10 protein-coding genes are annotated in these 11,876 nt (G+C 67.6%); 7 read left to right on the plus strand and 3 right to left on the minus strand.

Annotation, left to right across the window (positions count from 1 at the left end; genetic code table 11):
* Positions 1 to 22 precede the first annotated feature (22 nt).
* Positions 23 to 2,272 (minus strand): glycoside hydrolase family 3 C-terminal domain-containing protein, encoded by a 2,250-nt coding sequence (locus tag H9651_RS08870; RefSeq protein WP_191718913.1) that lies wholly within the window; start codon positions 2,270 to 2,272, stop codon positions 23 to 25.
* Here H9651_RS08870 and H9651_RS08875 point away from each other — a divergent pair.
* From H9651_RS08875 to H9651_RS08895, 5 genes are read left to right on the plus strand one after another with little or no spacing between them, the layout of a single operon-like run.
* Positions 2,272 to 3,849, plus strand: a complete 1,578-nt coding sequence (locus H9651_RS08875; RefSeq protein WP_225216521.1) for an MFS transporter — start codon at positions 2,272 to 2,274, stop codon at positions 3,847 to 3,849. The genes H9651_RS08870 and H9651_RS08875 overlap by 1 nt on opposite strands.
* Entirely contained in the window at positions 3,846 to 4,817 is a 972-nt protein-coding gene (locus tag H9651_RS08880) for an alpha/beta hydrolase (RefSeq protein WP_191718914.1), read from the plus strand. Before H9651_RS08875 ends, H9651_RS08880 begins: the two co-directional genes overlap by 4 nt.
* Positions 4,814 to 7,072, plus strand: coding sequence for a glycoside hydrolase family 3 N-terminal domain-containing protein (locus H9651_RS08885; RefSeq protein WP_225216522.1), 2,259 nt, complete (start codon positions 4,814 to 4,816; stop codon positions 7,070 to 7,072). Before H9651_RS08880 ends, H9651_RS08885 begins: the two co-directional genes overlap by 4 nt.
* 47 nt (positions 7,073 to 7,119) lie before the next feature.
* On the plus strand, positions 7,120 to 8,196 hold the full coding sequence (locus H9651_RS08890; RefSeq protein ID WP_318244827.1) for a phosphotriesterase family protein: 1,077 nt from the start codon (positions 7,120 to 7,122) through the stop codon (positions 8,194 to 8,196).
* 15 nt (positions 8,197 to 8,211) lie between these two features.
* Positions 8,212 to 9,231, plus strand: a complete 1,020-nt coding sequence (locus H9651_RS08895) for a zinc-dependent alcohol dehydrogenase (RefSeq protein WP_191718917.1) — start codon at positions 8,212 to 8,214, stop codon at positions 9,229 to 9,231.
* A 22-nt stretch (positions 9,232 to 9,253) separates the two neighbouring features.
* Here H9651_RS08895 and H9651_RS08900 read toward each other — a convergent pair whose 3' ends face one another.
* On the minus strand, positions 9,254 to 9,823 hold the full coding sequence (locus H9651_RS08900; RefSeq protein ID WP_191718918.1) for a sugar O-acetyltransferase: 570 nt from the start codon (positions 9,821 to 9,823) through the stop codon (positions 9,254 to 9,256).
* 118 nt (positions 9,824 to 9,941) lie between these two features.
* Between H9651_RS08900 and H9651_RS08905 the strand changes: the two genes are divergently transcribed.
* The gene (locus tag H9651_RS08905) at positions 9,942 to 10,661 is read left to right on the plus strand and encodes a DUF4386 family protein (protein WP_191718919.1); all 720 of its coding nucleotides are present in this window, start codon (positions 9,942 to 9,944) and stop codon (positions 10,659 to 10,661) included.
* Positions 10,662 to 10,692: 31 nt separating this feature from the next.
* Here H9651_RS08905 and H9651_RS08910 read toward each other — a convergent pair whose 3' ends face one another.
* Complete coding sequence (locus tag H9651_RS08910) at positions 10,693 to 11,142, minus strand: ester cyclase (protein ID WP_191718920.1); 450 nt, start codon at positions 11,140 to 11,142, stop codon at positions 10,693 to 10,695.
* Positions 11,143 to 11,218: 76 nt separating this feature from the next.
* Between H9651_RS08910 and H9651_RS08915 the strand changes: the two genes are divergently transcribed.
* Positions 11,219 to 11,836: a TetR/AcrR family transcriptional regulator gene (locus tag H9651_RS08915; RefSeq protein WP_191718921.1), complete on the plus strand. Its 618-nt coding sequence runs from the start codon at positions 11,219 to 11,221 to the stop codon at positions 11,834 to 11,836.
* Positions 11,837 to 11,876: the final 40 nt, after the last annotated feature.

The following is an 11,876-nucleotide window of genomic DNA, read 5'->3' on the forward strand; positions in this document are numbered from 1 at the left end:
CTATCACGCCGGCTCGGCATGTCTACCGTACCCGGGCAGGCGCCTCGGGCTCGTTGAGGCGGTCGAGGGTGTCGATCAGGAACTGCTCGTTCAGGGCTCCTCCGGAGAAGGTGACCAGCTTGCTGACGGGCATGGCCGCCATCATCCGCGCCATGTCCATCCCCAGCGTCTCGCCGGCCGCGTCATCGACGTGTTGCGAGCCGAGCAGGCTCGAGAACGCCTCCGCCGCAGCGGGATCGGCCATCAGCTCGCCCAGGGTGGACTCGAGCGTGAGGGGGAGTCTCCTCGTGTCGCCGGCCACGTCCACGACGAGCGAAGCGCGGATGTCGCGGCTCGATGCGCCGACATCGACGCGGTACTGTCCCGGCTGCACCCGCCAGCCGTCGATGCGCGTCTCCCAATAGGCCAGATCCGACGTCTCGACCTTCACAGTCGTCCGCACCGTCTGGCCGGGATCCACGGCGACGGCGCCGAACCCGACGAGTTCACGTGGCGGGCGAGGCGCGGCGGCATCCACCGGCGCGGCGTAGACCTGCACGACCTCGCGGCCGACGCGTCGGCCGGTGTTGGTGACGTCCACGGCGACCATGAGGTGATCGTCCTGCACGGACACCGAGAGGTCGCTGTAGTCGAACGTCGTGTACGACAGCCCGTGGCCGAACGGGAATGTCACGTCGATCTCGCGTGCGTCGTACCAGCGGTAGCCGACGAAGATGCCCTCCCCGTAGAGGACATGGGAGTCCACGGGGGCGAAACTCAAATAGGCGGGAACGTCCTGAAGGCGTTCCGGAACGGTTTCCGCCAGACGCCCCGTCGGCTCGGACTCGCCGTAGAGCACGCTCGCGATGGCGTGCCCGCCCCCCTGCCCAAGCAACCCGCCGTCGAGGATCGCCGGGGCGAGGTCGGTGAGATCGGCCAGCCGGAGGACACCGCCGTGCGCGAGCACGATCACGACGTTCGGCTGTACCTCGGCGATCGCGCGCGCCAGGTCGACCTGCGCGGCGGGAAGTTCGATGTCGGTGCGGTCGAACCCTTCCGACTCGTCGGCTTCGGGAAGACCGAGGAAGACGATCGCGACGTCAGCGGACGCGGCCGCCGCCACTGCCGCTTCGCGCAGGCGTTGGGCGTCGCCCCCGTCGGCGATCCGGTACCCGGGCTCGAACGACACCGGCCGGTGCGCCAGTGCGCGGATCTCCTCCAGCGGCACATCGACGCGGGTCGGCACCACGTGAGAGCTGCCGCCGCCTTGGTAGCGGGGAGTGGCGGCGAACTCGCCGATCACGGCGACCGACGACTGCGGCGTGAGCGGCAGCATTTCCCGGTCGTTCTTGAGGAGCACGATGCAGCGCCGTGCGGCTTCTCGCGCCCAGGCGTGGTTCGCGTCGTGGTCGACGGCAGTCCCGCCGGCGCCGTGAGCTTCGACGGCACGGATCAACGCGGCGATCCGGCTCGCAGACTGCTGCACCTTGTCTTGTTCGAGGGTTCCAGCCCGGACGGCCTCGATGACGCGGGCGTCGCCGACCGGATCTGGGCCAGGCATCGCAAGGTCGAGCCCTGCCGAGGCCGCGGCGACGCGATCGCGGACTGCTCCCCAGTCGCTGACCACGACGCCCTCGAATCCCCACTCGTCGCGAAGGACGGTGGAAAGGAGCCAGCGGTTCTCTGATGCGTACGTTCCGTTGATTCGGTTGTACGCGCACATCACCGACCACGGGCGGGCGCGTCGGATCACCCTCTCGAACGCCCGAAGGTAGATCTCACGCAGCGTGCGCGCGTCGACATCGGAGCTGGCGCGCATCCGATCGTCTTCGGCGTTGTTGACCGCGAAGTGCTTGAGCGACGCGCCCACGCCCTGACTCTGCAGTCCGTTCACCCAGGCCTGCGCCATCACTGCCGTGAGCAGGGGGTCCTCCGACAGGTACTCGAAGTTGCGGCCGCCACGCGGATCCCGCTTGATGTTGATGCCGGGTCCGAGCAGCACCCCGACTCGGTGCGCGCGGGCTTCTGACCCGAGCAGCACCCCCGCCTGATGAGCGAGGTCGGGGTCCCAGCTCTGGGCGAGGCTGGCCGACGTGGGAAGGCAAGTCGCGGGCTCGCTCGGCGCGATGCCCAAGTGATCGGTGGCGCCCTCCTGTTTGCGTACACCGTGCGGGCCGTCGGTCAGAGTGATCGCCTGCAGTCGCCCTACAGCCTCCGTCGTCCAGAACGAGGCGCCGCTGCCCAGCGCCGCGGCCTCTTCGAGGCTCATGTCCAGATCTGTCGTGCGGTCCATTGCTTCTCCTCGCGTCGTCGCGCACCGTATGGAATCCGGTCGGGGATTCAGGCGGCCGTTCGGACCGTAACATGAAAATACCGTCGAAATGGTACTTTCAAACGAAATTGTTCACGCGGCGCGGTTTTCATGCTAGCGTCCAATCTCGCGCCAACATGGCGCTTTCGCAATGCCGATCAAGGAGGATCTCGGTGACCAATCAGCACCCGACCCCATCCACTCCCACAGACGCCGTTTCCGGAGAAAACCTGAATGATCAGGTCCTCGCGGGTGCTGAGCCGGGAGCGACATCGATCGTTTCGCCCCCGCATCCCATGGTGCCTGTCGCGAGCGCAGCGCCGACACTGTCGCGAGTGGGGGCGGGCTTCATCTGGGGCCTGATCCTTGCGTCGTTCGGCGTGAACATGGCGTACATCGTGCCGCTGGCTTTCTCGCTCTCCCTCAAGCTGAACGAGCTCGCGCCGGGCCAGGAGGAGTTGCTCGGCGTCATCACCGGTTCGGGAGCGGTCGTCGCCCTGGTCACCGCGCCCCTGCTCGGAATGCTGAGCGACCGAACGCGCTCCCGATTCGGTCGGAGACGTCCCTTCATGCTCGGCGGACTCGTCATCGGCCTCGTCTCGTTGTTCGTCATGGCCACGGCGCCCTCGCTTCCGATTCTCATCGTCGGCTGGATGCTCGCAATGCTGGGCTGGGGCACGGCGACGGGCGCACTGCTGAACGTTCAGGCCGATCGGCTTCCCGAGGAGCAGCGTGGCAAGGTCGCAGGGTTGAACGGCTTCGCCTCGATGATCGCCCCGACCGTCGGCGTCGTGATCGCAGGGGCAGTGGCCTCGAGCCTCTTCCTCGTGTTCCTGATTCCGGGCATCGTCGGCGGTCTTTTCCTCCTGGCGTTCGCGATCTTCTTCAAAGACGCGGACTCGCGCGCTTTCGAGCACGCGCCCATGACGCTGGGCGGCGTGGTGTCGAAGTATGTCTTCAACCCCAAGACCTACCCGGCATTCGCATGGAACTGGCTCGGTCGCTTCTTCTTCTTCGCAGGACTCTCGTTCAGCACCACCTTCACGGCGTTCTTCTTCGCGCAGCGACTGGGGATCCCGCTGGAGGAGATCGCCGGGGTGATCGGGATGGTCGCACTCCTGGGTATGGTCGCGACTGTGATCGGTTCGATCGGCGGGGGATTCCTCTCGGATCGCCTCAAGCGCCGCCGCGTCTTCATCCTGGTCTCCGCCATCGCCTTCGTCGGCGGAGCTCTCATCTCCGCAGTCGCGTGGGACCTCACGCTCATCATCGTGGGCTCTCTGCTGATCAACTTCGCGATCGGATGCTTCAGCGCCGTGGACCAGGCGATCGTGCTCGATGTCCTACCGAACCGTGAGACCGAAGCCGGACGGTTCCTGGCTCTCATGGGCTTCGCGCAACAGATCCCGGGCGTCATCGCGCCCGTGTTCGCGGGTCTCATCATCACAATCGGGGCGACAGCGGGCGAGAAGAACTACGCGCTGGCGTACATCGTTTCCGGGGCGTTGGTTCTGTTGGGCGCCGCGGTGATCTTCCTCAAAGTCAAGGTCGTCCGATGACCGCGCATGTCCCGACAGTTCATCCGCCGATCCCTACCACCATCAGTGATGAGGCGAGGGTCGTCCTCGAGGCTGCTGCGGTCACACCTGTGATGGCGAACCCCGCCCCGGCGGACGAAGCGGGCTGGCAGCAGCTGGGTGCGTTCGCCGCGACGGCTGATCCCGGGATGGTATTCGCGCTCGCGCTGGCGACCACCGGTGCGGTTGCTCAGGACGTCGTCGTGCCGATCGCGGCACGCCGCCGGGGCGAGGCGAGCTACTTAGTCGCCGAGCCCGCCGAGTCCGCAGGCAACCGAGCTTTGCTGGCCATCCACGGAGGAAGCTTCACCTTCGGCGGAGGCGAAGCTGCGAGGGTGTCGACGGGCCTGCTGGCAGCAGCTTATGGAGTGCGCACGTGGGGGATGGATTACCGGGAGCTCCCGGACCACCCCTTCCCGGCGGGCCTGGAAGACTGTCTGACGGTCTACAGGGCCCTCCTGGAGGAGTTCTCACCCGAAAAGGTCGTCGTGCTCGGACAGTCGGGCGGCGCGAACCTCGCGGCGGCACTGATGCTCCGAGCACGAGACGAAGGAGTGCCGCTTCCAGCGGGACTTGCGCTCCTGTCGCCGCCGGTCGACCTCACCTGCGCCGGCGACAGTTACCAGACGAACGGTTTCGCCGTTGCAGGCACGGGAATCGAGAACGTGTTCGCGCGCTACGCCGGGCACGCTGATCTGCGCGACCCCCATATCTCCCCGCTCTTCGGAGACCTGACCGGCTTGCCGCCGACGATCCTCACGGCTGGCACCCGCGACTTCCTGCTGTCAGACACGGTGCGGATGCATCGCGCTCTCCTCCGGCAGGGAGTCCGCGCCGAGCTGCACGTCTGGGAAGGGGCACCGCACGGGCTCTTCATGGGCCGCGCGCCCGAGGACCGTGAGCAGGTGGCGCAGGTGCGCGGATTCCTCGAGGAGGTATGGGCCGCATGACCGACGCCGCACCGCTGTCTGACGCTGAGCGTATCGATGACTTGCTGTCGCGCATGACGCTCGAGGAGAAAGCCGGACAGCTGACCCAGTTCTTCTATCTCAAGATCGAGCAGAGCGCAGAGGTCGACCTGGATTCCATTCCCGAGGAGTATCGCGCCTATGTTGAGCAACCGGCGATGGTCGAGGCGGCCATCGATCGCGGCGCGACAGGTTCCGTCCTTTTCGTGACCGAACCTGCACTCGCGAACAGGCTGCAACGGCGGGCGGTCGAGGAGACCCGGCTCGGCATCCCTCTGCTCTTCGGCTCCGATGTGATCCATGGAATGCGGACGATCTTCCCCGTTCCGATCGCTCTCGCGGCGACCTGGTCGCCGTCGACGATCGAACTCGCGCAGGCGACCGCGGCACGCGAAGCACGCGCTTCCGGCGTCCACTGGACGTTCGCTCCGATGGTCGACATCACGCGAGATGCACGCTGGGGCAGGATCGTGGAGGGCGCCGGCGAGGACCCGGTGCTCGGGGCGGCCGCGGCGGCCGCTGCAGTGAGAGGCTTCCAAGGCACGCTCGGCCTGGAGAACGTCCTCGCGGGGCCCAAGCATTTCGCGGGGTATGGGGCTGCCCGTGGCGGGCGCGACTATGACGACGCGGAAGTCTCCGACTCCGAACTGTGGAACGTCTATTTCCCGCCCTTCCGGGCGGCGATCGATGCCGGCGCGGAGAACGTGATGAGCGCCTACATGGATCTCAACGGGGTTCCGGCCTCCGCCAACACTTGGCTGCTGACCGACGTCCTGCGGCGCGAAATGGGTTTCGAAGGCTTCGTCGTCTCGGATGCCGATGCCGTGCGTTCGCTGGAGACTCAGCACTTCGCAACGGACCAGGCTGATGCTGCGGTCCGTGCGCTCAGCGCCGGTCTCGACATGGAGATGTGCATGTTCGACCCGGCGTCGTGGCGGCTGCCGCAGGCGATCAGGGACGGCGCGATCGCGGAGGCGACGCTGGATCAGGCCGTGGGTCGGGTGCTCCGGGCCAAGCTGCGATTGGGTCTGTTCGAGAACCCGTACGTCGAGGAATCCGCGGCCGCCCGCGTCTTGAACGATCCTTCACACCGTGCAAGAGCGCGCGCGGCAGCGGAAGAGTCCTTCGTGCTGCTCAAGAACGACGGGGCGACACTTCCCCTCGATGCAGAGTCTCTCCGGTCGGTCGCGGTGATCGGCCAGCTGGCCGACAGCAGGCGCGACACCCTCGGACCGTGGGTCGGCGAGCACGACATCGCCGAGACGGTGACGATCCTCGACGGATTGCGAAGGCGTCTCGGTGGCGCGGTGCGGGTCGAGCACGAGGCGGGTGCCGGAATCCCGGAGCGCGTCTTCCCGTCCATGTTCGATCACGGCGATGGCGATCTGGAGATCACCCCCTCAGATTACGACGACGACGCGGCGATCGGCAGCGCCGTCGCATTGGCGGCACAGAGCGATGTCGCCATCGTTGTCGTGGGCCAGCGGCAGAACCAGATCGGCGAGAGATCGTCCGTGTCGTCCCTGCGCCTGGGTGGGCGCCAAGAGGAGCAATTGCAGCGGATCGCTGCGACGGGAACCCCTGTCGTGCTCCTGGTCATGGCGGGCCGTCCCCTCGACCTGCGATGGGCCGACGCCCACGTCCCCGCCATCCTCGAGGTGTGGTATCCGGGAACTGCAGGCGGCGACGCCGTGGCGGCCACCCTTATCGGCGATGTCTCGCCGGCAGGCCGTCTTCCCTTCACCTGGCCGCGTCACGAGGGCCAGGTGCCCATGGTCTACTCGCACAACCGCACGTTCAAGCCCGATGAGCAGAACGCTCGCTATTTCGACGAAGAGGGCTCCCCTCTGTATCCCTTCGGCCATGGGCTTTCCTACGGACAGTTCGAGTATGCGGACCTTCGTGTCGACCGGTCCTCGGTCGCCGTGGGGGAGTCGGTCACGGTGTCCGTGGCGGTCACGAACGTCTCCGACCGTCCGGCCGGCGATGTCGTGCAGCTCTACATCCATCAGCGCAGCGGCACGTCCTCGCGCCCCATCAAGGAGCTCAAGGGATTCGAGCGCGTGCACGTTCCCGCCGGGGAAACCGCGCAGGTGAGCTTCGTCCTCGGCCCGTCGGAGCTTCGATATTGGAGCGCCGCCACACGGGGCTACGTCCAAGACGCCACGACGATCGACCTCTGGGCCGGGGGGAGTTCAACCGCGACCTTGACCACTCAACTGGAGATCACACCGTGACGGGACTCACCTCATCAGTGCCGCCGGGGGGCCCGGTCGTCACGACCGTGCGCGGTGACATCGCGCCCGAAGAACTCGGCATGACATCGATGCACGAGCACCTCAACGCCGACATGGAGATCCTCACCAGGGTCGCCAAACAGTTCGGCTTCCCCCCGCCTCCGGCCGAGATGCTGACGCTGGAGAACCACAACCTCGCCTTCCTGCGCAGCGGTGCGGCGATCTTCTCCGAGGCGAGTATGACGGCCGGTGACATCGACTTCACCGCCGCCGAGCTCGGGTTCTTCCGCGCGGTCGGTGGTCGCTCGATCGTGGATCCTTCGCCCATCGGCATCCGCGGCGACGTCACCCAACTGCGGGAAGCATCGCGGCAGGCCGACGTGCACGTGGTGTGCGCGACCGGGCTGTACACGGCTGCGAATCGTCCCGACGAGTACGCGGGGTGGACCGAGGAACAGCAGCACGAGCTGTTCCTTCGTGACGTCACCGAGGGGATCGACGGATCGGACGTCCGTGCCGGCATCCTGAAGTGCGCGCTCAGTGCGGTGTCGGCGGACGCTCCGCTCGACGAGGTGGAACTGGCGACTCTGCGCGCGTGCGCGCGGGTCTCTCAGGAGACGGGGGTGTCGGTTCACGTCCACAGTGCGTTCCCGATGACGGGCGACCACGTGCTGCGGGGCCTTTCGCTGTTGGTCGATGAGATGTCTCTGGAACCCGGCCGTGTCGTCATGATGCACATGGACTCGTTCCTGCGGCCCTGGGACTCGCGAAGCAGGTACATCGACTCGCTGGACGCCGTGAAGTCCGTCGACGTCACCGGGGTGCAGCGCGTACTCGACCGTGGCGTCACCGTGGGCTTCGATTCGTGGGGCTCGAACGTCGACCTGCTGCCGCAGGACGACGATCGCCTCAAGGCTCTGCTTCACCTCGTACGCTCCGGCTACGACGGGCAGATCGTCCTCGGTCACGATGTGACCCAGAAGCCCCAGGGTGTCAGCTACGGCGGCACCGGTTTCACGTGGTTCCCGGCGCTGATCCCGCCCGTGCTCGCGCAGGCGGGCGTGGGGGAGGACGCCTACCGACGCATGACCACCGACAACCCGGCGCGGGTTCTCGCGCACTGAAGGAGACCCACAAGCATGAGAAGCGTCCTCCTCTCCGGACCGCAGCAACTCGAGATCCGCGAGATCGAGCCGCCGATCGCGGGCGATGACGACATCGTCGTGCGCATCCGCGCGTGCGGCATCTGCGGTGCAGACCCGCACGCGGTCGCGCAGGGAACGATCATCCCCGGCGCCGCGCAGACCGCGCTCGGCCACGAGCCGGCAGGTGAGATCGTCGAGGTGGGTGCCCACGTGCGCGACCTCGCCGTCGGCGACCGTGTCGTGATCGATCCGACGAAGGTCGCCGACGCGATCATCGGCGGCGGCGGGCCGCAGGGGGCGCTCTCCGACCTCGTCGCCGTCCGCGGCGCCGTCGCGGGCGAGAGCGTGATCCCCTTCGCCGCGCACGTCCCCTGGCACGTCGCGGCGCTCGCCGAGCCTCTCGCGGTGGCCCGTCGGGCGGTGGACAGGACCCATCCGCAGCCCCACCACACGGCGGTCGTGTTCGGCGCCGGCCCGGTCGGGCTGGGAGCGCTGCTCGCCCTCAAGAGCTACGGCGTCGGGCACGTCGTCGTCGCGGATATCCAGCAGGGCCGCCTCGAGATCGCGCTCGAACTCGGCGCCGATGCGGTGATCGACTCCAGTGCCGAAGACGTGCGTGAGCGCCTGGTGGAGCTGCAGGGTTCGGGGGCCGACGCGTTCGGTCGGCAAGGGCTGCCCGGCACAGACATCTACATCGACGCCGCCGGGGTGCGACCCGTGCTCGACACCGTGTTCGCCGGGCCCAAAAGCGGTGCGATCCTCGCCATCGTCGGGATCCACCAGCGGCCCGTCGAGGTGGACTTCCAGAGCCTCATCCCCTCGGAGCTCGCCATCGTCCACTCGATGGGACACCCCGGCTCGGAGATGCGCGAGGTCGTCGCCGACATCGTCGCGAACACCGACAAGTACGCGCGCATCGTCAGCGACCTCATCCCGCTCGACAGGGTCGCCGAGGCGATCGACCTCGCCGGTCGTCCGGGCGCGAGCCGCAAGGTGGTCGTCACGCTGGACTGATCGGCGGCGGTGGCGGGGACCCCTACCGGGGAACCTCGCGCACGACGCGCGCGGGAGAGCCGACCGCGATGGATGCCGCGGGGACGTCCTTGGTGACGACGGAGCCCGCACCCACCACGGCGTCGTCGCCGATGGTGACCCCCGGCAGCACGGTGACGTTCGCGCCGAGCCAGACATTCCGGCCGATGACGACGGGGGAGGGGATGAGGTCGCTGCGTCGCGACGGGCGCATGTCGTGATTCAGGGTGGCGATCACCACGTTATGGCCGATGAGGCAGTCGTCACCGATGGTGATGCCGCCCTGGTCCTGGAAGCGGCATCCGGAGTTGATGAAGACGCGCTCGCCGAGGGTGATGTTCTTTCCGAAGTCCGCGGTGAACGGCGGGAAGAGCGTCACCGTCTCGGCCACGGGGCGCCCCGTCAGCTGGGTGAGCAGCTCGCGCACCCGGGCGGGCTCGCGGTAGCCGGCGTTGAGCTCGCCGGCGATGCGCAGCGCTTCTTGGCTGGTCTCGTGCATGACGGCGTGACCGGGGGATCCGCCGGTGATCGTCTCGCCTGCGTCGAGGGCGGCCAGCAGTTCGGTGAGCGTCATGCGGTACCTCCGTGCAGATGGGACGGCAGCGATGAGCCTACCTCCGGCTGCGCGATCGCCGAGATGCGCCGGGACCTTGTGCCCGGTCCGGGTTGGCCGACGCTTCTAGGGTCGCACCATGATGACCGTCCCCGGCGCCCGTGCCCCGGCGTGGGCTGTCCTCTACCGCACTGCGGGGTGGGCAGGAGTCCTGTTCGTCGCGTGTGGTGTCGCAGCTCTCAACCTGTACGCGATCGACACCCCGCCGGTGACAGGGGGAGAGGCCACGCTTCTCTTCATCACGGATCACACGCAGACGTATGTCGCGCAGCAGCTCCTGTGGCTGCTTCCCTCCGTTCTTGCTGTCGTCGTCTTCGTCGCCCTCTTCATCGTGCTGTTCGAGGTCGATCCGAGTCTGAGTGTGCTCGGGCTGGCGATCGGAGGGGGCTCGTGGGTCGCGCTCATCGCCGTACCGGTCACCAGCGAAGGAGCCCTTTCGCTGGTGTATCTCGCCGACCGCTTCGCGGTCGCATCGTCGACCTCTGCGAGCACGTATGTCGCCGCTGCCGAGGCGATCATCGCCGAGAACAACACGCCGTCGCTGGCCGGTGTGCTCTCTCCGCTCGGCGTGCTCCTCATGTCGATCCCGATGGCGAAATGTGCGTTTCCCAGATGGATCGGTTGGGTGGGGCTGGCGACCGGCGGGCTCGGGCTGGCGAGCGAGGCGCTCAGATTCGCTGTCCCCAATCTGTATGCGGTGTACGGCCCCCTGCTGTGGTTCTGGTTCGGGGCGGTGGGTGTGCGTCTTCTCCTGCTGTCGCGCAGTGTCGCGGCCCGCTCCGCTGCCGGCTCGCCGTGAAGCAGCAGGTGGGATGCGGATCGGATCCGCTTCAGTGAGATTCGGACGCCGGGATCGGCAGGCGGCCCATGCGCAAGAGGATGGCGAACCTGTCGGGGACGCCCCAGTGCTCGACGATGAGCCCGCCCTGCACGCGGGCGATGTCGATCACGGTGAAGTGCACGGCCTTGCCGGTGGGCGGCCCGAAGAACGGCCCGGTATTGGTCGCGGTCCCCTCGGCGCGCACCCACGCGATGTCCCCGCTCTCGGCCCAGTCCTCCACCGTGAATCGCAGGTCGGGCATGCCGCGGTGCACATCTGCGATGCCGCGCTTGACCTTCGCGATGGCCTCGGCGCCCGAGCCGGCGAGACCGAACTGATGCTCCACGAGGTGCGGTGAGCACAGCTCGTCGACGATGTCGGTGTTCCCCGTGGCGAAGCCCTCGTGCAGCATCCGCTCGAGTACCTCCACTCCCACGGAGCGCTTCTCTTCAGTGTTCATGACGAGCCTTTCGTTACAGTTGACGTGCAGTCAGTGCAGTAGTAGTGCAATGACTGCACTGACTAGTGTTGATCGCGTGGAGAGCGACGTCAAGACCCCCGTCTCGTCGTACCGGCAGGAACAGGCCGAGGCGACGAAGATCCGCATCGCCGAGTCGGCGCAGCGGCTCTTCGCGAGCGAGGGCTACGGCGCGACCAGCATGGACGCGATCGCGCGGGCGGCGGGGGTGGCGAACCGCACGGTGTACGCGGCGTTCGGGGCGAAGCGCGAGATCCTGAATCTCATCTGCGAACGCTGGCTCGAGCGGGCGGGTGCCCGCCGTCTGGCCGACGAGATCCTCACCGAACCGCACCCGCTGCTGCGACTGCGGGGCGCGGCGCATTGGTTGACGGTGCTGTATTCAACCGATTTCGATGTCGTGCGCATTCTGGATGCCGCGATCGACGAGGACGCAGAGACGCGCACTCTGCTGCGCTCGAAGCTGCGAGGCCGCAACCGCCTGATGGACCGCCTCATCTCGTCTGTCGAGAGCCGACTCGCCGTCCCGGTCGCCGACGCGCAGGCCCTCTTCCGCGCCTACGCGGCGCCGGGCGTCTACGGCGAGCTCGTGGTGAACAGCGGGTGGAGCGTCGAGCGGTTCGAGCAGTGGCTCGCGGACGCGCTCGTCACGCAGTGCGTGCCCGACGCCGACTGATCCGGCCGACATCGGGAGCGAGGCCGGCGCAGACCGATGG

This window comes from Microbacterium pullorum (genome assembly GCF_014836535.1).
Classification (GTDB): Bacteria; Actinomycetota; Actinomycetes; order Actinomycetales; family Microbacteriaceae; genus Microbacterium; species Microbacterium pullorum.

Coding starts and splice junctions, on each gene's coding strand:
- H9651_RS08905 (WP_191718919.1), top strand. CDS start 9,942: ATGATGACCGTCCCCGGCGCCCGTGCCCCGGCGTGGGCTGTCCTCTAC.
- H9651_RS08910 (WP_191718920.1), bottom strand. CDS start 11,142: ATGAACACTGAAGAGAAGCGCTCCGTGGGAGTGGAGGTACTCGAGCGG.
- H9651_RS08900 (WP_191718918.1), bottom strand. CDS start 9,823: ATGACGCTCACCGAACTGCTGGCCGCCCTCGACGCAGGCGAGACGATC.
- H9651_RS08895 (WP_191718917.1), top strand. CDS start 8,212: ATGAGAAGCGTCCTCCTCTCCGGACCGCAGCAACTCGAGATCCGCGAG.
- H9651_RS08885 (WP_225216522.1), top strand. CDS start 4,814: ATGACCGACGCCGCACCGCTGTCTGACGCTGAGCGTATCGATGACTTG.
- H9651_RS08870 (WP_191718913.1), bottom strand. CDS start 2,272: ATGGACCGCACGACAGATCTGGACATGAGCCTCGAAGAGGCCGCGGCG.
- H9651_RS08880 (WP_191718914.1), top strand. CDS start 3,846: ATGACCGCGCATGTCCCGACAGTTCATCCGCCGATCCCTACCACCATC.